This is a genomic window from Chryseobacterium sp. RLHN22 (genome assembly GCF_051011795.1).
Lineage (GTDB): Bacteria > Bacteroidota > Bacteroidia > Flavobacteriales > Weeksellaceae > Chryseobacterium > Chryseobacterium zhengzhouense.
Genome location: NZ_JBPCHW010000001.1, coordinates 517647 through 541618, shown reverse-complemented (window position 1 = coordinate 541618; position 23972 = coordinate 517647). Strand labels below are relative to the sequence as shown.

Sequence of the window (23972 nt, the reverse complement as noted above, 5' to 3'; positions counted from 1 at the left end):
AGGATGTCTTGAACACTTTCTGAGCGAAGTTCTAAATTTTCTAAATTATCATTATTAGTTTCCAAGTTCCAATTGATTTTTTACGAGTCTATAATATTCCCCTTTTAAATTTACCAGTTCTGTATGATTGCCCTCCTCTACAACTTTACCTTTATTCAGAACTATTATCTTATCAGCCTGTTTTACAGTTGATAGCCTGTGCGCAATTACAACTGCAGTCCTTCCTTTAAAAAACTGTTCAAGGTTTTCCATAATAACTTTTTCGTTATTAGCATCTAAAGCGGATGTTGCTTCGTCAAAGAAGATGTACTCTGGAGATTTATAGACTGCTCGGGCGATATATAATCTTTGCTTTTGCCCACCACTTATTCCCATTCCTTCATTACCTATTTTTGTATTATAACTCAATGGCAATCCCTCTATAAAACTTTTGATATTCGAAATTTGCACGGCTTTTCTCAACTTTGCTTTATCGATATAATCTTCTCCAATTGCAATATTATTAGCAATAGTATCATTAAAAATATAACCTTCCTGCATAACAACTCCGCATCGATCCCTCCACTTTTTGGGAGAAATACTTTTTAAAGGAGTATTTCCAATTCTAATCTCTCCATCCGTAGGATCATAAAATTTCATAAGCAGTTTTAGTAACGTCGTTTTGCCGCTACCACTGGCACCTACGATTGCTGTAGTTTTTTGAAATGGTATGGTAACGTTTAAGTTTTCAAAAACAAACTGCTCAGCTCCAGTATACTTGAAAGCAGCATCTGTAATACTTATGTCTTTTTCAGGAATTTCAGTTGTGTATAGCTCATTATTACTTTCCTCATCTTCCCTATCATGAATTTCCCCAAGTCTTTCCAAGGAAATTTTGGCATCCTGAGTTTGTTTAATAAAATCAATCAATTGCAGTAATGGGCTGTTCAGCTGACCAATGATATACTGTACCGATAACATCATACCAAGTGTAAGGCTTCCATCCAGCACAAGTTTTGCAGAGATAAAACTTACTATAATATCTTTCATCTGGTTAATGAAATTACCTCCTACAGATTGCCATTGCTCAAGTGAAAGCGATTTAATTCTTATTTTAAATAATTTTACTTGCAAAAATTCCCAGTCCCAGCGTTTTTGTTTTTCGGCATTGTGCAATTTAATTTCCTGCATTCCGTTAATCAGCTCAATAACTTTGCTTTGCTCCTGTGAAACCTGCGAAAATCTCCTGTAGTCTAATTCTTTCCTTTTATTAAGAAAGAAACTAATCCAGCTGATATACATACCTGCTCCAATAAAATAAACCAAAAACAACCTATAATCATACAGCAATAACACAATGCTGAAAACAATAAGATTCACAAGTGAGAACAAGGTATTTAAAGAAGAGTTTGTTAAAAGTTGTTCTATCCTATGGTGATCATTAATCCTTTGCAAAATATCGCCAGTCATCCTTGTATCGAAAAAATTAATTGGAAGTTTCATAAGCTTTATGAAGAAGTCTGAAATAATGGAAATATTAATTCGAGTTGAAAGGTGCAGCAAAATCCAACTCCTGATTATTTCGATTCCAGTCCTTCCAAAGAAGAGCATTACTTGGGCAAAAAGCATTAAATAGATAAAATTCAAATCTTGGTTTTGAATACCAACATCTACTATACTCTGAGTCAAAAATGGGAGAATAAGTGTTAAAAGGCTTCCTGCTAACAATCCTATTGCCAGCTGAAGTACCAAGGAGCGGTACTTCAACACATACTTCGACAAAAATTTAAAGCTTGCCTTGCTATGCTCTGCTTCAAATTCATTCTGGAAAAAATTAGGGGTCGTTTCAAAAATCAATACGATACCTTCTCCTGTATTTTCCAAAGCACCTTCGCCAATCCACGAACTTATAAATTCTTGCTTTTTATAGACAATAAGACCATAACTGGGATCTGAAACATATACGTTTTTATGTTTATCAATATCATATACGACAACAAAGTGTTGATTGTTCCAATGAACAATACAAGGAAATGGGACGTCATCATATAAGGTGTCAAAATCAATTTTAACACCTAATGTTCGAAAACCCAAATTCTCAGCAGCATCGCTTAGTCCACTTAAACTACTTCCGTCCCTGGTTGTTTCAGAAAGATTACGGATTTGTTGCAAAGAAATATTTTTTCCATAATATTTGCTGATTATCCGAAGACATGTTGGACCACAGTCTTTAGCATCCGGTTGTTTGTAAAAGGGAAACTTCTTCTTCATTTAAAATTTCAATTACGATTAAGTTCCGAAATGTAAAACTTAGACATATAATTATAAATAATTAACTCCTGCTTTCGGTGCTGGGAAATTAAGAGTCTGTTCAAGAACATATGAATCAAACTACCTGTATACTGGTATTTTCCAATCTTATCTTGTCCTAATTTTAAGTCTGGAAAAGAAACTGACTGTAAAAACCTTGTAAAAAAAGCAAATATACTATCAAATCGTTCATTTCTGCCTGCCATTACTTCATAAATATCTTTTTCATTATTCTTATATTTTGAGGCAATTTTCTTTGTCAAATATTTATTTCCATTGAATTCTCGGTTAAATTGATTGGATAAAATTACAAACAATTCTGACTTTTGACTTAGGTCATAGCCCATTTTATCCAAAAGCATATTAATGTATACCAGTCCTGTGAGCCATCGCTCATTAATATTCAAGCCTTCCAGCATTTGGATTAAAATTATAACCATTTTACTTTCCAGGGAAAAGTAATTTTCTGTGAAGCTAATACCTAAATAACTATATCTTTCCAATTCTCTCTGGTATGTATTGATATCAATTTTCTTGATAGTCTTGTTATCAATGTACTTCTTAAAAAACCTTCTTAGGGAATCAAATAGCTCATTATAAACGTTCTCATTTTGTAAAAAATATCTTAATCGCAGATGATGTCCGTTTTCATTGTAGCGGATGAAAAAAAATTTCTCAACCAAATTCTTTTTAGCCAATTCTTCATTGAGTGTCAACAATTCATTTTTAATAATAGAATCAATTTGCTGCTCACCAGTAAAAATGCTCAAATAAAAACATTGAGACAATGGCGAAAGTTGATTCTCTTGAATATCAAATTTTTCAGCCACTAATTTTAGGCTATTGTCGCTGCTAAAGACTACAGGGATTATAAACTCGGAAAAATAACTCTTTTCATTGATATTTACGATACTCCTATGGTCCTGTAACAAGTTTTCAATAATTGTAATTTCATCCTTTTTCGAAATCAAATTTATAAATAGTTTGGAATAGATATCGGATGAAAAATCAAAAAGCAATTTATTATCGCCTTCAATTAAAAAAATCTGTTCAGGAATTTTCCAACTTTTTCTAAAATTGATAAAGCCATGGATCGAGTCGTTTCGCAGGTCTTCTTTTAAAAATTCCAAGTCCACATTATTAAAAGTCCATGTTGCTTCTTTCACAATGGTCTTTTCAATTATAACACGTGGTTTGAACTTCGCAAAATTATCAATAAATCCCCACGAGAAATTAACCGATTCATCCCATTGAATCTGAACCAACGAAAGGAACCTATATATGTTTGATAGGTTTTGCAACTGGAAATTATGTGAATTGCTTAGTCGGGGAATAATGATCTTTCCAGATTTTACATCTCTAAGTATTACATCTCCATCCCTTACTGAAACATATATATCAGCTAAACTTATTTTAGTCTTTCCATTATTGGAGGTCTTTGCTATATTTATAGGAATTTCGCTCTTAAGAAAGCTTTCACGTACCACCAAATTTCCGTGCCTCAAATGCGGCAGGTCAATAATTTCAGCAAATTCAACGGCTTCACTACTTAATTGATTTTCTATATCTACTATTTCTTTAGTAAAGCTTGTAAGTTCATCAGATCCAAATGAGAATCTCCCTACATTATTTATTGCACTGGAACCAAATGCTCCATTAATGACTGTGACAATTTTACTATTTATATCCTTATAAAAACCTACATTACAATTCAATGTCTGATTAAGAATAGGCCTTCTGCTTTCATTGAACTGCTGGCATTCATCTTTTGAGATAATGATTTCGTATTTATTATTCCTTATTGCATGTTCATACTTTTCAAACAGCAATTTATCTACTTTATTAAATCTATATTCCATGTCCGGCCTTCCACCAGTCAAATTAATATCGTCAAGTAACGGAGTTGAAATGCTATTAACACGATCATTAAATATCCCTAACTCAGAGTCCACCACTTGTAATAATGGCATTTCTGATTCGCCATATTTATCAATGAACTCTTTAATGAAATTTCCCAAGGATGCTTCTTTTCCTCTTTTGCTAAGATTTAAATAAGATAGAGATTGTAAAGTAGTCGTTATATTGTAGAAGAGCTTGGAATCAAGACGTGCCTTTGCGTTTCTAAAGGTGACTATGTCATATTTATTTGAATCCTCCGAAATTGTTTTTTCGAATTCGCCTGTTGAATCATTGCTAAATATTGAAGTAACATTCTGAAGCATATCTGATACTTCAACTATAATTTCTTGAATACTCGTCTCTTTACCTTTTATAAATATTTTTTCAAGATTGTTCGGTATTTTTTTAAGATTATTTAAGAAATCTTCCACGTATTCATTAGTGGCGGGAGAAGGAAATATGTCTGGCACAATGACATTGTTCTCAAATAAATCATTTAAATACTCTGAAACTTCTTCTTTATCATATCCAAATGCCTGTACTTTTTCTTGTAGATCCTTATACGGGATGCCATTTGTAGAGATTTTGAGGATTTCATCTAAAACATCATTGGCCTCTACTGAGGACAGCCTATAATTTATGGTGTTTCCGTCAAAATAAAGTTCATTATACCTTATTGAATCACCTATCAAATATATAGTTTGATTAGAGAAAACAAAAAAGGATGACCATAAATTCCTATTTTTAATAATTTCTGAGCATAGATCATATATGTAGCTTAGGCTTATTCTTGACTTCACTTGTGTTTCATCTAGCACAATTGAATTTTCGTTGCTCTTTTCAAGTCTGGCAATTCCATATGTTGAAAAGAGTCCAAACGGCGTAGACCTCGAACAATATCTAATATAGTATTTTAGGTAACTAAATAAAACCTTCTCCGACACGACTTGAGCCTCCAAAGATTTTATAATTTCAAAATAAAAATTTTTAGTTGCATATAAAAGTGCTGTCTTAAAGTTACCTGTAAAGGTAGTCTTAATAAAAGAAAGCCCGTCTTTATGAATATTTTTTATTTCCTTTACCACCTCTAGATCGCTGGTTGAAGCAAATGGTGTCCTGATGATAAATTTATCTATAAAATCAATCTTCATAATTTATTAAAAATAATTTTTCTAGTAATGTTTTACATTCATTATTCGTTAATGAATAAAATAGCAAAAGTAGTCCTGTTTTTCCTTCAAGTATGGTATCCTGATCAATCCAGCCTTCTTTTCCCAACCAAGTCTTAAGTCCTGTTTTACTTTCCTTAATTTTACTTGCGGTTTCATTCATCCAAAAATTTGCCTGATCTTTATATGCGGAAATACCAGTCTTATCAAAGAGGTAGTTATAAATCAGTACCAGGCCGGAGCTGCCATGACAAAGAAAGACATCAACGATTCCTGTGTGCTCATGATCTCTTTCTATAGTTTTCAAAAGTATTTCATTAGCTTCATTTACAATCTCTATATTGTTAATAATGTTTCCATAATTCAACATTGCCACCCCCACACTTAAATCACCATAACACCATGCAAGCCTACTGGTTTCGCCAGATATGTGCTTACCGTCAGCTACTGTAATGAAATTTGGAAATGAGGCTTCGTTATAGTTTCCCCTCACAGAAATAATGTAATTAAAGCTTTTTTGTAATAGTTTCTTTATTTTATAAACTTCGAAGCCTAAATAAAGAGCTCTAGTTAGGATACTGACAATACTAGGTATTCCATGGGCAAATCCGAATGAAAACCCCTCCACCCTACTATAGTAGCCTTTTGAAATCCACGCAATCTTCTCCTCATCTATTACTATAGCTGAAGAATCTAATAAAGCAATCCCATGGCATATCGTTATTTCAAGCCTTGTTTTAAATGATAAGTCTTTTGAAGATGAATAGAGCTCTAAACACAAATATAGGACGCCTAAAAAACCATGCAGGTAATCAAAGTTTTTAGCTACAGCATAAAAGTTTATGAGGTCAAGAGCGTACTCAGGAAAGCCATCGAAAGAATCTTCAACTGGTTCATCAAAGTAGTTATTTTTACTAAGATGGAGGATAAGAAAATAAACTCCTATATCACCTGAACATAATGAAAACACTTCGGATTTATTAAGCGAGCCTAATGAAATTTCTAATTGTTCCTCAAATTTATTCAGAGAAAGTTCATCTTTATAAGTTTTGTATTTTTCAAAATAGTATAATGCTAAACCTGCATGACCTGTGAAAACACCATAGTCAACAACGTTTCCCGCTATTTCATTTTCACACAAGCTAATGATGCCTTCCGCATCTCTATTTATTACCATTAAAGAATAATTTTCTGATTTTCAATATAATGAATGTAATAATCGTTATAATTACGAATAAAACAAGTGAAAAAAACAGAATTTCAAAAATAGATTCTGGATTCCTATATGCTTCAATCAGCGATACCGTTTCATAGTCAAGAGCAATTAATATATTTGAAATTATAAAGCTCATTACAAAAATGATAATAAGTGTTTTTGCCTTCATATTATTTTTTTTAAATATCTAATAGCCATCAAAAGTTGGTAATCTTCACCTTTAACCAATGAATTAATATTGTCTTTTACAATAATTAGTGGTTGTATTCCTTTTCTCTGCAATATTTGATTGCTGGGACCGGATACTCCAATTCCACTAAATCTTATTTTTAAACTCCCAGGCAAATTGATTATTGTCACATTACCATTGGTACCAGCAGTATTCTCTCCCAATGTAACCGAGTTACTGATTGAATTCATTGCCAAAGCTATACTTTCTGATTGAGATTGGGTATACTCATTTAGAAGAACTACAACGGGCTTTGAAAATGAACCTGAAACTGATTTAGGTATTTTAATTTTATTCTCAGCAGAAATCATTAGCCCTGGGTACCTAATATCTGCTCTAAACAAATTCATATACCTCAGTTTGCGAGTTTCAAAATACTTCAGAAAATCAACTCCTACTTCATTGGGATACCCTCTTATATCAAAAATTATGGCATTGCAATTTTTAATCTTTTCCATTGATATTCTAAAATTACCTGAATAAACATCCTTTATATTAAGATAACCGATACTATTTTGCAAAGTTCTGGAAATCGATTTACTCGCTTTTGAGCGTTGTTCTTTTTGCTCAATCTCTCTGGCAATATTAATGTAAGTAAGATTTTCATGAACATTGATTATTTTGTTCTTTCTGATAACTTTAATGCGTGCATTATTACTTTTTAGGATTAACAATTGTCTGTTAATGTCCCGGTCAAGAGTAACATCGTTCGAAGCCGAAATAAATTGCCTAAGGCTATCTCTAATTGTTTTTACATCAGTCCCATTTATTTGCAATACTTCATCACCTTTTTTCATATTGCTTCTCAGGCTGCTGGTCACAAATTCTTTAACAAAAGTTCTTTCACCAATAGTCTTAAAAATAATATTACCAACATATTTTTTTTCAAAATTATCAATCAACGAGCTTTTTACAGCGACGTGGCTATCACGAAGCCTTGTACTTAACCTTAGAACAGCCTTATGGTATTCCATATCATCTTTAGCGTTCAGGAAATAAGGAAGCATTTCAAGAAATACATTGTTCCAACTAGAAGATAATTCATTGAAATACGGATAATAATATCTCACAATGTTCCATAATTTGCAAAGCGATAAAAACCTTTCTGGCTGAGAAGTAACGTGCCTATTAAAATACAAAGAATCAGAATCGAAATTTAACTCATCAAACTTATTTACAGTAATTAATTGATCTGATGAAGCAACTTCATAAGATTCTGAAATATAGTCAAGTAATTTTCTCTTGCTTAATTTATTAATTGTTACTGACTGATTGATCCAGTTTTGATCTGGAATGTTTCCTATAAATATATTTTCGTTACTATTAACTTGTCCTTTCAGAAAAGTTGAAATGACATGATCTAAATTTAATTTGCCCTCATAAATATGATAAAAATTCTGTACTAAAAACGTATCGTACTGTAAAGCTTTTGACTTATTTTTTTCATGATATTTTAAAACGCCCCAAACTTTGCAAAATTCTAACATCTGAAGGTTTTTCTGATTTTTGCTCTCCGATATATTAATTGAGCCATCCATATTGTTAATAGATACTAATGATTCTGTCTTATCATTGACACCTCTTAAGCAAATGAAAATTACTCCTGTAAGAATAAGAATAAGAATAAGAATTAATGCATAAATGATATTTGATTTCGGTATTCTACTGTACATAAGTTCAAAAATAGCATAAAAAAAAAGATGATTGGAAATATATCCAATCATCCTTAGCTAATTAGATTAGATTACCATTTAGTACTGTGCCAGAAACCACACCAAGTACATGCATCTCTAAACGTTGTTGAACCTCCATCGAAACATTTGTCATTAAATGTAGGGGTATCAAAGTCTTTTGAAGACGCCTCCTGACCACCTTTGATGGTGCTTTTTTCTGACTTTGTCAATTCATTAATGACCTTCTTGTCAAATTTCAGTTTGTCTAATTTTTTTGTTTTCATAATTAAACATTTTTATAATTTAAATAATCCTACTCTATAAGCTTTTCGGAATCCGCTATTTTTTAAATAACATTTTCAGGGATTAGTAATTCAATAAATTGTATTAACTAAATGTGAAAGTTATCAAGTAATCCAATGAAATATAAATATGACCAAGGAACAATTTCTCTAAGCTTTTGCTATTTAATGTTGCTAAGATACATTTATTTACTATTGACAATTAATCTCTTAAGAGAGATTAATTATGATTTTTATCATATAATAGTGAATTTAACAAAATAATATACAACATAATTAGTCACTATTTCATTTCCGTAATAAAAAATTGAATTAAAATAACTAATTACATAAAAGATAAGATGGCTTTACAATTGTTCGTCAATAAAATTTGTTTTTTAATTTGAAACTCCCTTTTAATTATTCATATGATAAGATTGACGTCTGCACAAATGCATCAAATTACATTCATTAAAAATCTTATATTTTAATACTTTGAGTAAAAGAACTACACAAAAGGGAATATCTTCGAAATTATTTAGGATACTATTTTTAAAATAGTATTTATAAAATGTAAAAATCTCACTAAAGACAGTTTTCATAATTTTATGCTTGGTTATTTAGTTTGTAGTCAATTAATAATGACTGCTTCAAATATACACTTATTATTGAATTATTGACAATATTATTTTAAAAATTTTATAAAATAATATTTGTTCAAATATTAAGAAATAATGATTTTGAAATAAAAACATATGTAGCAAATCTAAGTAGATTGTCACAGAAAAAGATAACGAACTATTTGGAGAATAATCTCAAAAAAGATGAAATAAAATTTTATATTAGTAGAATAAATGGCTTTGGGAATATCATATAGTTTGGATTGACGCAAAGTGTACATTTTGAAGTTAGCAGTTAATAAGTATGGACATTGGAAGTATAAACATTAGCATCACTGCCGAGACAATTTGTCGAGACAATTTAAAGGACAAGTTTTTAAAAGAACTTTTATCTAATTATTGTATTTCTCTAGACCTAATATCGACAACACTATCAGTTCCTATTTCGTTTATGGCTAATGGACTTAGAAAATCTAAAGCGTTTCATTTTTCACTGGAGGATGCAAATACAATGGTGATGAACGGTGAAGGCATAAAAGAAAACGCCCCGAAAAAGACAGCAGAAGAACTAATTAAATATTTTAAAGACCTTTTAAAAAACAACGACAAAAATCAAATAGAAAATGCTGTCACTGAAATCGAAAAATTGATTGAACAAGTTCCTATTCTTCGCGAATCATACAATAATCTTGGACTTAACGCATTAGGTAATAGTTGGACTATTTTCGAAGCGTTTGCAAAAGACGTATGGATTTACTGCTTAAACAACTATCCCAAAAAATATTTTTTTAACCTATTAAAAAACGGAAAGGATACTGAACAAGAAATTGATGGAATTTCTGGTAAGAACATTACAATTGGGCTTTTAACAAAGTATGACTTTGATATTTCAAAAAACTTAGGTGATTTATTATCTCCAAATACGATTTTACAAGTGTGAGAGGAATTAAAAACCCTTTAAAGATTTATTTGCATTGAAAAACAATGAAATTTCTTTTTTTGATAATCCTTATTTATCGCAACTTGGGATAACTCGCCATTTGCTATTCTATAATGCAGGTAATGTAGACGCAGACTATCTGAACCGCACAAATAGGATGAATGAAATCTTAAAAGACAAAATATCTTTGACAATAGAAGAAACAAGTGACTTAATAAATGCAGGTATCGAGACATTGAAAAAAATATTTTTACTTGCTGACAATAAATTAACAACTGCTAACAGTAGTTTGGCGTAATAAAGGGTGGCGTGGGAAATTGAACATCAGTGCTTCCATCAACTTTTGTGCTAACGTTGATAGTGAAGTATTCCGAAATCTGCAACTACGCGAAGCTATGAAACTTATTAGATGAAATTAATCTCAATAAACGATAGAAATGGATGATTCTCAAAAATTAAATAATGTATGGACTGCTCGATGGAACGACAGATATAGTAGTGATGAGTTTGCTTATGGTGAAGCACCGAACAATTATTTAGAAGAACAATTGAAAAAAATATCTGTTGGAACAATTCTTTTCCCAGCGGAAGGAGAGGGACGAAATGCTGTCTTTGCCGCCAAGTTGGGTTGGTCTGTTTCTGCATTTGACATAAGTAATGAAGGGAGAAATAAAGCAATAAAACTTGCTAAAAAGAATTCTGTAATAATTGACTATGAAATTGGTGAATTAGATACATTAAATTTTAAAAGTGAACAATTTGACGCTGTTGCACTGATCTATGCTCACTTTCCTGCTAACATTAAATCTATATATCACAAATCATTCGATAGATTTCTAAAGACTGACGGAATAATAATTTTTGAAGCATTTAGCAAAAATCACATTAATTATGTAAATACCAATGAAAAAGTAGGAGGACCTAAAGACACGGAAAGCCTATTTTCATTAGACGAAATAAAATCAGATTTTCCAAATTATGAAATTATTGAATTGGAAGAAAAAGAAATTGAATTAAGGGAAGGACTTTATCATAATGGTCTAGGTTCTGTTATAAGGTTTGTCGGACGTAAAAGAGTGTTTAATCACTAACAATATTAGTTGTGGGTATTTCTTACAGTTTCTGCCGTCCATTAGTAGCAAAGCTGATAAGCACTATTTAGATTTAATTGAATAACTTTTGTTCCATACGCATAGGTAGCGGTTGGTGGATGACATTTATCTGTTGTGGGTTAAAAGAAATATTACAAAATCATACAATCAATTTTTATAAGTTACAGAATAATTACCGCAGAGTCTGCTGCGATTATAAAGGTTCCAATTAATTTTTCGAGCTGGAATTTGTTGGACCTAGTACCTTCGCAGATGACAGTCGACACCACTATACTAATTCATTGAATATAGGCCCAATCTCACCTGCGCAACTGTAACAAATTATGAGTACAGCAGAGCTATATTCTACATATCTTTATGATTTAAACTTTACGAATTGTTCTGATTTTGCACTTACGGCTATGTCGACAGCTGGTTTTAGTACGAATGTTGATGGTCCTGATACACCAAATACTGTTACTGGAGTAATAGGCGGAACACCTGTAGTGCTAATGCTCCTCAAACCAAAAGAACATGTCCATAATATTATGAAAGCGTTAAAATTTTTATCAGCTTTATGCTTTTTATTGATCATTGGACTTCACGAAAATACTACGTGGATACTTATGTTTTTAATTCTAAGTATATATTTCTTTATTCAAAAGTTTGTTTATTTTTTGTTCAACGTTAGGATGGAAATTTTTTTGTTTCGTAATTAACAGTAAGTACTTTAACAGTATTTATAACACATGATAAATTTCTAGATCGTTACTTACTATTATTTCGCTTCTTTGCTTTACTAATTTCAGTAATATTTATTATTGGTATTTACAATTCTGCGAATATACATCGAATAAATATGTATTTTATTCTACCTATCTTAATATTTATTATTAGCTCAGAAATAATATTATTCAAAAGTTTTACAAATTTTCCGATGTCCAAAGAGAAAAATATGTGATTAGTTTTAAAGCTATTAGTTAAGTCAATGATCCGGACGATGATGATCTTCCAGTTTTTTATGCATCATTTCCAGTGCTTGCATCTTACTCTGTTTAGCAGATGGCTAATGTAGGATTTATTTTTTTCTTATCATATTTAATTCTATGTCTCACTTAATTTTATGTCTCACAAGATGATGGTAGTTTAAGTTTTGTTTAATCAAGAGAATAATAAAGAATCAAAATTTCAACGAACTGCATTTGCATCTTGTAATGCTTCTGACTTTTCTACGAAGATTACCATTCAGGCAGGCACAAGGAAAACTGCAATCAATTCCTTTAAAACAATAAGAAAGCACATTGATAATGCTTGAAATGTTCTTGCGGAAGCCCTTTAATCTCCGATTACGGATACCCAAAATGATTTTTTCCGCAGAGACAAAGGAATATATTTGCTATAGAAAATCGGTTGTTTTATAATAGGCAATTGTTCAATTAAATCCTGACTGTATTGAATTGTAAAAAGAATCAAACTCATAAATGTTCTGTAGTTCTCAAAATTTGTTTTAGTTAACAATTTCGACATTTCATTCTTTTTAAATAAATGTTCATTATTTTAGTAATTTGTTAGATATCAATTAACTGGCAAACTCTTCAAAAAATTTGAAAAGCTTAATGATAACACAAATTTATGATGAAGTAATTTGCTATGCATTTAACCAGTTTAATAAGTTAGACCTTTGCAAAAAATTATTAATATTAGATTCCTGCTTCTTCATCAGTGAAGATCTGCACGCTGTCTCTATTTATAATCAACTGCAGCGGATATAGTTCAGGATTGTACTCACCATTCAGAACTTCATTTAAAGCATGTCTTTTAGATTTACCAAATGTGACAATCAGGATACTTTCAGCTTTGTTAATGATAGGCTCAGTTAAAGTGATTCTATACATTTCCTGAGGTCTTAAATAATAGGCATCTACCCATTTTTCTTTTTCGTGCAGAATTTTTTCACCCGGAAAAAGAGAAGCGGTATGACCATCGTCGCCCATTCCTAAAAGAATGAAATCAAAAATACCTTCTGCTCCTAAAACATTTCTGATTTGTGCTTCATATTCTTTAGCATAATCTTCAGGTTCGATTCCGTCTTTATACATCGGGAAAGCCTGACCTTTATTGACAGGAACTTTATCTAAAAGAGTTTCTAAAGTCATCTTAAAGTTGCTTCTCTCATCTTCAAGAGAAACCCATCTTTCATCAACCCAGAAGAAATATACTTTGTTCCACTCTATTTTATCTGCATATTCAGGAGTAGCCAATAAACTGAAAATAGCTTTAGGAGAAGAACCACCGCTTAAAGCGACCGTAAATTTGCCATGTTTCTGAATCGCTTTTTCTGAAAGTTCAGCAAACAAATCTGCTGATTTTCTGTATAAAACATCCAGATTATAAAATATTGTAATATTCATTTTCTCATTAATTATAATTTTAAGCCCACTGATGTCCCTGTCTTTCTACCAAAGCATTGCTGTCATCCGGTCCCCAACTTCCCGCTTCATAATTCGGGAAAGATGAGTCTTTTGTTTTTTCCCAGGTTTCCTGAATGGTTTTTACCACATCCCAAGCTTCTTCTACCTGATCGGAACGCATAAATAAGGTAAGATCACCAACAAGCGCTTCTAACAAAAGAGTTTCATATGCTTCAGGAGTATCTGTCTGACAGGCAAAATTATCAAAAATCATTTCTACAGGCTTTAATTCTAATGAAAGTCCAGGCTTTTTAGACATAAACTGTAGCCTTATATCCATTCTTGGCTGGATATTGATAATTAACCGGTTAGCCGATAAAAGTGATGAACTTTCTGAAAATGTAGAATGCGGAAGCGGTTTAAACTGAATAGTAATATAAGAATGTTTCTCCTTCATTTTCTTCCCAGTACGAACGTAAAAAGGAACGTTTTCCCATCTTTCATTATCCAGATAAAACTTAATAGCAGCAAATGTCTCTGTGTTTGAGTCTGGAGCAATACCTTCTTCCTGACGATAGCCATTTACTTTTAATCCTTTTACTTTTCCTCTTCCATACTGGCCTCTTACCGCATAATGATCTACTTTTTCAGGAGAAATCCTACGGATTGATTTTAAAACATCCACCTTTCGGTCTCTTATTTCACCAGACTCCAATGAAACGGGCGGTTCCATGGCAACCATACAAAGAATCTGTAATAGATGGTTCTGGATCATGTCCCGCAAAGCACCAGTTTGCTCATAAAAACTGGCTCTGGTTTCCACTCCTACTTCTTCTGCAACCGTAATCTGGACCGATTCGATATGTCTGTGATTCCATAAAGGTTCAAAAATTGAATTCCCAAACCTAAATACTAAAATATTCTGAACCGTTTCTTTGCCTAAATAATGATCAATACGATAAACCTGTTCTTCCTGAAAGGTTTGTGAAAGAAGACTGTTCAGCTCTATGGCAGATTCTTTATCGTGACCAAAAGGTTTTTCGATGATAATCCTGTCTTTTTCAGGATCTGGAGCGATTAAAGTTTTCTTAATATGATTTGAAATTACTGATACAAAGTTTGGAGCAATAGACAGATAGAAAAGTCTGTTTCCTCTGGTTCCATACACTTTATCAAAGTTTTCAAGCTTCTGATATAAGTTTTCATAAGAGCTTACTTCATCCAGCTGATGCTGAAAATAACTGATATGCGCCTGAAAACCAGCCCAATCTTCTCTTGTGACAGTTTTCCTTGAAAAATTTTCGAGATTTTCTTTAATATAAGCACGGAATTTTTCATCCGTATTTTCGGCTCTACCTAAAGCTAAAATGTTGAAACCTTTCGGCATTCTGCCATCGATATACAAATTATAAAAGGCAGGGAAAAGCTTTCTTTTTGCCAAATCTCCCGTCGCACCAAAAATAACGATGGTTGTTGGATGCAGGATTGTGTTGTCGATCATCTTCCGTTTTTAATTATTTGAGGTTTGCCATAAAGCGTGAAAAACTCCTTCTCTATCAGTTCTTTGATAAGTATGTGCTCCAAAATAATCACGTTGAGCCTGAAGCAGATTTACAGGAAGAGATTCTGTGGTATAGGCTTCGAAATACGCTAAAGCCGACTGAAGCCCTAAACTTGGAATTCCGTTGGTAACAGCGAAAGCAGCAGTTTTTCTTAGAGATGAAATTTTATCTTTTACGATGTCTGAGATTGCTTTATTCAACAAAATATTAGAAAGGTTTATATCTTCTGAATAAGCCAAATAGAATTTTTCCAATAAAACAGAACGGATAATGCAACCTCCTCTCCATATTTTCACAACATCTTTTAACGGAGTTTCAAACTGATATTCTTCAGAAGCTTTTACCAGTAATGCCAAACCTTGAGCATAGCTGATTATCGTTGCCAAATATAAAGCATCGCCCACTTCTTTGATGAATAACTCTATATTTTCAGGGGTTTCGACTTCTTCTTTGTCGTACAATTGAGATGCTTTCACGCGCTCCTCTTTATAGGCAGAAATAATTCTTGAAGTTACTGCAACATCAATGGTCGGAATTGAAACACCTATTTCCATAGCCTGCTCGGAAGTCCATTTTCCGGTTCCTTTTGCTCCCGCTTTGTCTAAAATCTGATCGACAAGAAAACCATCTGTTAAGTCATCTTTTTGCTGGAAAATATCTCTTGTAATTTCAATAAGGAAAGAGTTCATTTCGCCTTCATTCCATTTTTTGAAAACCTGATATAATTGGTCATTATCCAAATTCGCTCCTTTTCTCAACAAATCGTAAGCTTCACTGATTAGCTGCATGATGGCATATTCAATTCCGTTGTGAACCATTTTCACATAGTTTCCGGCAGCACCTTTTCCCATATAAGCTGTACATGGTTCACCGTTTACTTTTGCAGAAATTTTTTCCAGCATTGGTTTAACTAAGTTGAATGCTTCCAAATTTCCACCAGGCATAATACTCGGTCCTTTTCTTGCACCCTGCTCACCTCCGGAAACTCCCATTCCCATAAAGTGGAGGTTTCTAGAAGTTAAATCAGCGATACGTCTCTCGGTATCTTTAAAATATGAATTTCCAGCATCAATTACAACATCTTTCGGGCTAAGAAAAGGGGTAATACTTTCAAGAACGGCATCAACGGGTTTTCCCGCAGGAACCATCAAAATGATTTTTCTCGGAATGTCCAGACCTATTACAAATTCTTCCAGAGAAACAGAGCCGATAACCCTTGTTCCTTCAGCTACTCCATTTCGGAGCTCAATCACTTTTTCTTCATCCAAATCGAATCCTGCCACAGAAAAACCGTTATCAGCAATATTATAGAGCAAATTTCTCCCCATAACGCCGAGACCTACGACCCCGTAATTATACTTTTCCATTCTTAGTTAAGATTATTTTATAGGTCAAATTTACGGAAATGCATACCAGTAAAAAAATTATCCCAAATTTTCTTTCAATCGGCGTGGTTAGGAAATAAAACTATAATCAATTCCTTGAAAACAATAAGAAAGCACATTGATAAAGCTTATACTCTATTTGCGGAGGGTTTGGAAAGCTCAGCTTTCGGGATACCCAAAAAGATTTTTTGCACAGAGACAACGGAATAGATTTGCTATGGAAAATCGGATTGCTTTATGGAATAATAGTTGATATCTAAATGATGATACTATTAATAGAAAATAAATTTGAAGAAAGAGTTAAAAATATAAATGCTGAGTATTTATAGCAAACTGTGATATAATCGTATAAAGATTTATCAGATCAAAATCTAATTGTAACCTATTGTCTCAATTATGTTAAATAAATTATAAACTAATAATTGTAGACAAGATTTGTAGACTGTATGCTTTAAATTTGCAAACGATTCTCATGTTTAATTGAGTTTTCATGGTTATTAGTTTTTATCCTCGGCTGATGTCGGGGATTTTTCATTTACGTTTTGAGTCATTTAAATGACTTTTCGATTTTACTTTATAGCCCCAACATTACTATATTTTAATTTGAAATTTAAATTACTTTTACGAAGCAGCAAAAGTCTAGCGGTATACATTATTATTTACGAATTTACTGTCAAAAAATAAAAGACCGCCAACTAAAAAGTCAATTTAAAATAATCATAGACATTAACAAAATGCTATTTCAAAATCTATTTTAGAATAATACTGCAGCCCCTTAGAACATCAGTATGAAATCCTTATCATAAATTATTTGTCATATAAATAATTAAATATACCACATATCTCTTTTTTATTGACAATCTGATAATTAATCCATATAAATGGTTTATTTATTGATAGTAAATTGAACATAATTTGTAGTCCATAATTACTAAATCACGAACTTATGCTTATTGATGAAAAACTCTTGATGAGATATGACGCAGTTATAGCAGAATATGATCCTGATGATGTAATTTTCAACGAAGGTGGTATTTCAAAGTTTTATTTTCAGATAAGAAAAGGTATAGTTGAACTTAATAATTATGATGTCGATGGTAAGGAATTTACACAACATATCCTATTTGAGGGTCAGAGTATTGGTGAATCATTCCTTATTAGCGATATACCATATACTGTAAATGCGGTTGCAAAAAGTGCGTGCGAAATTATAAAAATTTCAAAATGTGAATTTCTAAGGATGCCGGAAGAAAATAGTGAAGTTTCTTTACAATTATTTAAGCTTATTGCGGAGAGACTTTCGGACAAATATTACATGATGTTTACGTTAATTTCGCAAGATCCGGAATCGAAAATCGAAGGTATTTTAAATTATTTAAAGAAGCATTCTAATCATGAAAGACCCTTTTCTTATGAGGTTCCCCTAACCAGAAGGCAGATAGCAAATCTTACAGGACTACGTATTGAGACTGTAATTCGTACAGTAAAAAGAATGGAAAAAATAACAAATTAAAAATTCGAAATAGAAGAATAATCTGCTAACATTTCATTTACTATCATTAATTTACTCCTTCAAGTTTACACTTTCATTAGATTTTATATTTTTACCAAAATAAACAAATCTTTACTATGGATAATACGTTTCTAAACGATCTGAATGCTCTCGTCCGAAAATTTCATGATGAGAATATAAACAACCTTTATTCTGAAGATATTACAGGGTTTAAAAGTGGATTTCTGACGAAAATAGTATTCATAAGCAGCAGATAAATGCAGAACCTGACTGGAAAGGCAAAGAAGATGGAAGAACATCAGAAAGTGTTATCAGTACTTTATTAATGCATTTAAACAGATATGCACAGCGCTATGGTGAAGCTGCAATAGCGGGTTCTGACTTTGTTGTCCAAGACGATTTTATTTATTTAATCAATCTCAAAGCTTTCGGAAAGATAACAAAAGACGAGCTGATTGAAAAAAATATTCACAACCAACCTGATGGCTTAGCAGTTATTACCAGACTTCAAATTAATGGATGGATCGAGTCTGCAGATGAAATATCAAATACGTCTGATCTAATCCAAATTTCGAAAAAAGGAACAATAGCATTAGAGAAGCAGATGAACAAAATCCGGAAAGCTACATCAATGGTTGCAGGTAATCTCAGCCATCAAGAGCGTATAGAACTTATAAAAATTCTTACAAAGCTTGAACTACATCACCAATCATTTTTTAACAAATGTGACATCAGTGATTTGATTAAAATGATAAAGTAGAACATTAATTGACATTAAGATATTAAAAGTATTGCGATTCGGTGGCTAACCACCATTGATATTTTGCGGATTAAAACATAATTTAGCGGGGACAAGAGTCTTACCCTGTACGATGAATTTTTTGTAGATTTATAAGGAAGTATCGAACGGTTATTATAATTTAACCAGTTATTATTCGTCTGCATTATTACACTTGGTTGTTTTTTGTCCGGTGCTGCGCACTCCATTTCTTGGGTTTCATCCCATGATGTTGTTCAAACAACCTTCCGAAATAACTCAAATTAGTGAAACCTAACTGATATCCTGTTTCAGAAACCGATAGATATTCATCCTTTATCAATCTCGCTGCCTCCTGCATCCGTAGATATTGACTATACTCATAAATACCTCTCCCAAAAATTTGTGTAAAAAGCTTTCTCAGTTTAAGTACATTCATACCACTGATTTTTACCATCTCATCCTGTGGCAAAGGCTTTTCTAATGAATTCGAAATCGCATCCCGCAAGCGATAAAGAGCGGCTATCTCGTCATTGCGGAGACTTTGATATTTGATATGTTGCCGTTTAGAAAGGTTCTTAAAAAGCAGATACAGCAGCTCCAATGCTTTCAATTTGTAATACGCTTCTGACAATAGGTTCAATTCAGCAATTCCGGCAATTTCATTAACAAGATCAGCCATCTCCGGAGACATGAATTCTTCTATTAATAATGTTTTTTCATCGTTGAATAGATAGCTGAATGCCTCCTGATCTTTGCCAATAAAACGTTTTAGAAAATCAAGTTCGATCAGTATTGTAATTTGAGTGATAGTGATTGCTTTAGGAAATACCACTTCACTTTCCATATGCAAAGGAGATATCCGGATATGAGGACGGGCCTGAATTGATCTTTCTTCATTATGCTTCTGATGATCCTCTGGAGGATTGCTAAAAATATTCTGGAAAGAAAAAAGAAGACCTTTTTTAACAGCATTAATAGGTTTTCTTCGGTAAGTAAATATCTCTTTCGCAATCACAGAACGAATCATTAACAGCATTTCCGGAAGCATATCAACGATATGAATCTTATTGAGTCGTAAAAGATGAAGCATATTGCCGAATTCAGATGCTGGCATTCCCAATTGCTCTGCCAGCTCAAGCATCTCCTTTTTATTATCAGTTAAATTCATTTTATGGACTATTTTTATTCCAAAAAGGACTATTTTATCCTTAAATGTAAAACTAATTTTGCAATAAGCATTTAAAAAATTATAGAAATGAAAAAGAATATTTTAATATCAGGTGGCGGAATTGCAGGACTGACAGCCGCAAAATTTCTATCAGGACAAGGGCATCACGTTACGGTAATCGACAGGGCTCCATCTTTTACTAAGGCAGGTTTCCTCATCTCTCTGAAGAGTTTTGGTGTCCGGATAATGGAAGAACTTGGCTTGATAGAAGAACTCCAAGCAGCCTCTTCTCCATCTGAGTTTGTAAGTTTTTTAGAAAAAGATGAACAACTTATTCAACACATCAGCTACGAAAAAATGAACCAGAATATTGAACGTTCAGTGCTGATCTCAAGAGGTGGACTTCATAACGTGCTGTATGATAATGTCAAAGATCATGTGAATGTTCGTTTCAATACCACGATTTCGGGGATTTCTTCAAGGGGTAATAAAAGCGAGGTAATATTATCTGACGGAAACAGTATGGAAGCCAATCTTATTATTGTTTCTGAAGGCTTACGTTCAGCAACGCGGGAACGCTATTTTACAAATTCACAAATGGAAGATTTCAATACTTTGTACATGGGTGGAAGACTACAGATGGAACACTCATTTACAGTGGGCAATTTTAAAATTTATATTGATGTGAACAAAATGCTCTCTATCTACCCGATTGCAAACAATGAAATCGCCATCCAGTGCTACATTCATCATATGAGTGATATTGCAACAATAAAGCAAAAATCAGCAGACCTGTTACTCAATTCTTTCAATGATTATAGCACCGAGGTAAGGGATCTGCTCAATCGTTTTACTGAAGAAGGCTTAATGTTTGTTGATAAAATGGGCATGGTAGACGCGCCTGATCTTGTTAACGGAAATATGGTTCTGCTGGGTGATGCTGGATACTGTCCCACTGCCCTGTCCGGCATGGGAGCATCGCTTTCTATCTATGGAGCAAAGGCTTTGTCGCATTTCATCAGCAAAACGCCCGATGATCTAATATCCGCCTGCAGCAAATATAATAGACTGATGCAACCCATCATCCGTAAATTCCAGGGCAATGCCAGAAATAATGCCTCTTCATTCATCCCTGCTGATGAGCAAAAGCTTGATCACTTTATAGAATCTTTCAGGTCTGCTTCCGATATCGAACTAAAGGGAATAATGACCGATCCAATCATACTCACTGAAGACCAGTTGAATTTTAAAACCAGTTAAGTTATGAGTTTAAAAAAAATACTTTCCATCATCATTGGATTTGGAAGCATTGGTATTTTAAGTTCGGTACTTGCAAAAATGCAAGGGATTTTGTTTCCGAATTCTATGCAGCTGTTCGAACAGACCATCTGGACTTCTCATGATATCATTCAGTTTATTATCAAATTAGCTTGTGTGTATTTCAGCTGTATAGCAGCAGGTATCATAACAGCGTCGTGCGGAGGTGAAAAGAGACAGCAAATTATTGTGGGAATAAGCATTATGTCAGTGATTATCTGGCTATGGATAATTGTCATTCATCCGTTATGGTTCTGGGCATTATTGCTTGCGGGAATCATCCCTTTTATTCTGATCGGAAATAAGATCAAACAAACATTTCTGTGAACGCTTCTTGTAATTATAACGTCCATATTTTCGGTATTTTATATTGCCTTTGTAATTGTCGTGCCGTTAACATTCAGGATTCCACGGAAACTATTAGTTGACTCGCAAGAGATTATGCTGGATTAAAAAAAATAATCTGCTTGTTGGAGATACATATTGTAAAGATTGCGAGGTATCAAAAATTTTATCATATTGCAATTTTAATTTGTCTTTACCATTGCAAATTGATCACATATTTTGTAGGCTCAGAGCGAATAAACAACGATCAATTGACTTGAATCTGTTTAAAAATAGTAAGAAGCAAGATTTAAAGGATTGGCATTAAATATGATTGATTTAAAATGTAAATCTTTAAATTTAATTGCAATGGGAATTAAGCCAGGTCCAAAAAAGACAGCGGAGTCAACAGGTAAGTTAGACCAACGCCAGAGAGATAATAAGGAGACTCCAAAAAACAAAACCGCTTTAAAGCCTCATCACCATAAAAAAGGTGATTAGCAAAGGCATACTAACAAATTTTAATTTCATGACAAATCCCGACGAATGTCGGGATTTGTATTATTCGATAGGTTCTCTGTTCCATTACAGACTATCACCAATTACTGACAATTAGGCGATATATTCCCCTTCTTCCTCTTTATGCCAGAATCTCACCTTGGTTGCACGCACTTTGATCAGACAAATCCCAGGGGTATCAATTCCTTGCGGAAACCATTGTTCGAGGCCTTCAACCCATTTTTCTTTAAGTGTATTCTTATCCGTTATAATTTCACCGTTACCAATACATTCTATAAATAACATATCATCAGTCTGGTAAATAAGATTAACATGATTATTGTTTATGATGTGGTCGACCTTATGGCTGTCCTCGTAGGAAAAGAACCATGAGTCGCCGTCATATTCCACTTGACCGTTATTGCTCATAGGCCTTGAATGAGAAACCTGTTTTTCGTCGTGCGTAACCATCATACAGAAATCGAGGTTCTTCATTCTTTCTGCAATGGTTTTCAATGATGCTTTTTTCATAATATTTATATCTTGGTTAATGATGATTATATCTGAGTTCACAAATCAAGGAAACTGATCTGCTTTGTTAGCACAGACCAAAATCCATACCGATACATAATGTCTGGTGGGTCATCATTCGTTATCAAAATAATATTCTTCAATTAATTGCTCATTTAAATCTTGATAAAACGAAAAACTGATTTTTATTCTTCAAACTTGAAAATTTCTTATTAAAGATTTCGGACTTATTATTTGTAAATAATAGTGGGGTTATATTACTAAGCTTTATTATAAAAATAACAGCAGATTTAAATACTCTCAACACGCGTCAAAGCATTGGGATTTTTATTTGAACCACTTAAATAATCCATGTAGATATTTTACTACATGAACTTCCAATTTCAACTACAAAGAAAGCTTCCTGGCCGCTGTAGATTTGCAGTATACAAAAGAACAATTAGATAACAATAAAATTAAATATTACTGCCATGACAAAACAAATAGCAATCGCAGTCTTAACTACCGCAGCAATCATATTAGGAACTAATAATGTTCAGGCTCAAAACACTACCGCAACAACTACGGTAAACATTACCCTGAACGACGTAATATCTATCGACGCAGGAAGTACAGCCATTGGTAATACGGTTGACTTCAACTATGCTACTGCAGCAGACTACAACTCTGATCAAACCATTACCAAAGCAAATTCTCTTAAAGTAACTTCAACGAAGAACTTTAACGTTAAAGTAAAAGCAGGAGGTGCTAATTTCTTAAACGGAACAAATACAATTCCTGTGAATGTTTTAACAATCAAAGCAGCTGCCGCTGCCGGAACAATGGGCGGAACAAAAACGGCTGTCGTTTTATCTGCAACAGATCAGAATTTAGTGACAAATGCTCCTCTTGGAAGCGCTTTAACATTGAATTTGGATTATATGATTCCTGCTTCGAAATCATCATCTTCTGATATTTTAGGTAAACCGGCAGGAACTTATACGCAAACAGTTACATATACTGCAACAGCTTTATAAATAATTTTTTTTCATATTAATATTTTGTGATTTGGTGTTTCGAAGGCTTCCTACAGGAGGCCTTCGATTTTCAATGTATT

At 32.9% G+C, this 23972-nt stretch carries 20 protein-coding genes; 10 read left to right on the top strand and 10 right to left on the bottom strand.

The features are described from left to right. Window positions 1-54: 54 nt before the first annotated feature. The 5 genes from ACR1PN_RS02275 to ACR1PN_RS02255 form a co-directional block, all read right to left on the bottom strand. On the bottom strand, window positions 55-2250 hold the full coding sequence (locus ACR1PN_RS02275; RefSeq protein ID WP_433978695.1) for a peptidase domain-containing ABC transporter: 2196 nt from the start codon (window positions 2248-2250) through the stop codon (window positions 55-57). 8 nt (window positions 2251-2258) lie between these two features. Then, window positions 2259-5339 carry a lantibiotic dehydratase gene (locus tag ACR1PN_RS02270; RefSeq protein ID WP_433978694.1) on the bottom strand — a complete coding sequence of 1027 codons (3081 nt, stop codon included), beginning with the start codon at window positions 5337-5339 and terminating at the stop codon, window positions 2259-2261. Beyond that, on the bottom strand, window positions 5329-6534 hold the full coding sequence (locus tag ACR1PN_RS02265; RefSeq protein ID WP_433978693.1) for a lanthionine synthetase LanC family protein: 1206 nt from the start codon (window positions 6532-6534) through the stop codon (window positions 5329-5331). The genes ACR1PN_RS02270 and ACR1PN_RS02265 overlap by 11 nt, the downstream gene beginning before the upstream one ends. Before the next feature lie 204 nt (window positions 6535-6738). Next, the gene (locus ACR1PN_RS02260; protein WP_433978692.1) at window positions 6739-8526 is read right to left on the bottom strand and encodes a S41 family peptidase; all 1788 of its coding nucleotides are present in this window, start codon (window positions 8524-8526) and stop codon (window positions 6739-6741) included. Between the two features lie 20 nt (window positions 8527-8546). After that, a complete protein-coding gene (locus ACR1PN_RS02255; protein ID WP_433978691.1) occupies window positions 8547-8759 on the bottom strand; it encodes a hypothetical protein in 213 nt (70 codons plus the stop codon). 921 nt (window positions 8760-9680) lie between these two features. Between ACR1PN_RS02255 and ACR1PN_RS02250 the strand changes: the two genes are divergently transcribed. The 4 genes from ACR1PN_RS02250 (at window position 9681) to ACR1PN_RS02235 (ending at window position 12126) form a co-directional block, all read left to right on the top strand. Further along, window positions 9681-10316 (top strand): hypothetical protein, encoded by a 636-nt coding sequence (locus ACR1PN_RS02250; RefSeq protein WP_433978690.1) that lies wholly within the window; start codon window positions 9681-9683, stop codon window positions 10314-10316. Window positions 10317-10350: 34 nt separating this feature from the next. Beyond that, complete coding sequence (locus tag ACR1PN_RS02245; RefSeq protein ID WP_433978689.1) at window positions 10351-10614, top strand: hypothetical protein; 264 nt, start codon at window positions 10351-10353, stop codon at window positions 10612-10614. Between the two features lie 139 nt (window positions 10615-10753). Beyond that, window positions 10754-11407, top strand: coding sequence for a class I SAM-dependent methyltransferase (locus tag ACR1PN_RS02240; protein ID WP_433978688.1), 654 nt, complete (start codon window positions 10754-10756; stop codon window positions 11405-11407). Between the two features lie 344 nt (window positions 11408-11751). Then, the gene (locus ACR1PN_RS02235) at window positions 11752-12126 is read left to right on the top strand and encodes a hypothetical protein (protein WP_433978687.1); all 375 of its coding nucleotides are present in this window, start codon (window positions 11752-11754) and stop codon (window positions 12124-12126) included. Between the two features lie 981 nt (window positions 12127-13107). Here the strand turns inward: ACR1PN_RS02235 and pgl are convergent. From pgl to gndA, 3 genes are read right to left on the bottom strand one after another with little or no spacing between them, the layout of a single operon-like run. Beyond that, on the bottom strand, window positions 13108-13818 hold the full coding sequence (pgl, locus tag ACR1PN_RS02230) for a 6-phosphogluconolactonase (RefSeq protein ID WP_433978686.1): 711 nt from the start codon (window positions 13816-13818) through the stop codon (window positions 13108-13110). Window positions 13819-13837: 19 nt separating this feature from the next. Further along, a complete protein-coding gene (zwf, locus tag ACR1PN_RS02225; RefSeq protein WP_433978685.1) occupies window positions 13838-15319 on the bottom strand; it encodes a glucose-6-phosphate dehydrogenase in 1482 nt (493 codons plus the stop codon). A 9-nt stretch (window positions 15320-15328) separates the two neighbouring features. Further along, window positions 15329-16747: an NADP-dependent phosphogluconate dehydrogenase gene (gene gndA / locus ACR1PN_RS02220; protein ID WP_433978684.1), complete on the bottom strand. Its 1419-nt coding sequence runs from the start codon at window positions 16745-16747 to the stop codon at window positions 15329-15331. Window positions 16748-17711: 964 nt separating this feature from the next. Here gndA and ACR1PN_RS02215 point away from each other — a divergent pair. After that, window positions 17712-18278 carry a Crp/Fnr family transcriptional regulator gene (locus ACR1PN_RS02215; protein WP_433978683.1) on the top strand — a complete coding sequence of 189 codons (567 nt, stop codon included), beginning with the start codon at window positions 17712-17714 and terminating at the stop codon, window positions 18276-18278. 325 nt (window positions 18279-18603) lie between these two features. Beyond that, window positions 18604-19038, top strand: coding sequence for a hypothetical protein (locus ACR1PN_RS02210; RefSeq protein WP_433978682.1), 435 nt, complete (start codon window positions 18604-18606; stop codon window positions 19036-19038). Between the two features lie 187 nt (window positions 19039-19225). Here the strand turns inward: ACR1PN_RS02210 and ACR1PN_RS02205 are convergent, their stop codons facing one another. Beyond that, window positions 19226-20179: a helix-turn-helix transcriptional regulator gene (locus tag ACR1PN_RS02205; protein ID WP_433978681.1), complete on the bottom strand. Its 954-nt coding sequence runs from the start codon at window positions 20177-20179 to the stop codon at window positions 19226-19228. A 114-nt stretch (window positions 20180-20293) separates the two neighbouring features. On the opposite strand from ACR1PN_RS02205, the gene ACR1PN_RS02200 reads away from it, so the two are divergent. The 3 genes from ACR1PN_RS02200 (at window position 20294) to ACR1PN_RS02190 (ending at window position 22348) form a co-directional block, all read left to right on the top strand. Beyond that, window positions 20294-21466, top strand: a complete 1173-nt coding sequence (locus ACR1PN_RS02200) for an FAD-dependent monooxygenase (RefSeq protein WP_433978680.1) — start codon at window positions 20294-20296, stop codon at window positions 21464-21466. Between the two features lie 3 nt (window positions 21467-21469). Beyond that, the gene (locus tag ACR1PN_RS02195) at window positions 21470-21850 is read left to right on the top strand and encodes a hypothetical protein (protein ID WP_433978679.1); all 381 of its coding nucleotides are present in this window, start codon (window positions 21470-21472) and stop codon (window positions 21848-21850) included. Window positions 21851-22177: 327 nt separating this feature from the next. Further along, complete coding sequence (locus tag ACR1PN_RS02190; RefSeq protein WP_433978709.1) at window positions 22178-22348, top strand: hypothetical protein; 171 nt, start codon at window positions 22178-22180, stop codon at window positions 22346-22348. Between the two features lie 111 nt (window positions 22349-22459). On the opposite strand, the gene ACR1PN_RS02185 is transcribed toward ACR1PN_RS02190, so the two are convergent. Continuing rightward, on the bottom strand, window positions 22460-22918 hold the full coding sequence (locus tag ACR1PN_RS02185) for a pyridoxamine 5'-phosphate oxidase family protein (RefSeq protein ID WP_433978678.1): 459 nt from the start codon (window positions 22916-22918) through the stop codon (window positions 22460-22462). Between the two features lie 428 nt (window positions 22919-23346). On the opposite strand from ACR1PN_RS02185, the gene ACR1PN_RS02180 reads away from it, so the two are divergent. Further along, the gene (locus ACR1PN_RS02180) at window positions 23347-23892 is read left to right on the top strand and encodes a peptidoglycan-binding protein LysM (protein ID WP_433978677.1); all 546 of its coding nucleotides are present in this window, start codon (window positions 23347-23349) and stop codon (window positions 23890-23892) included. Window positions 23893-23972: the final 80 nt, after the last annotated feature.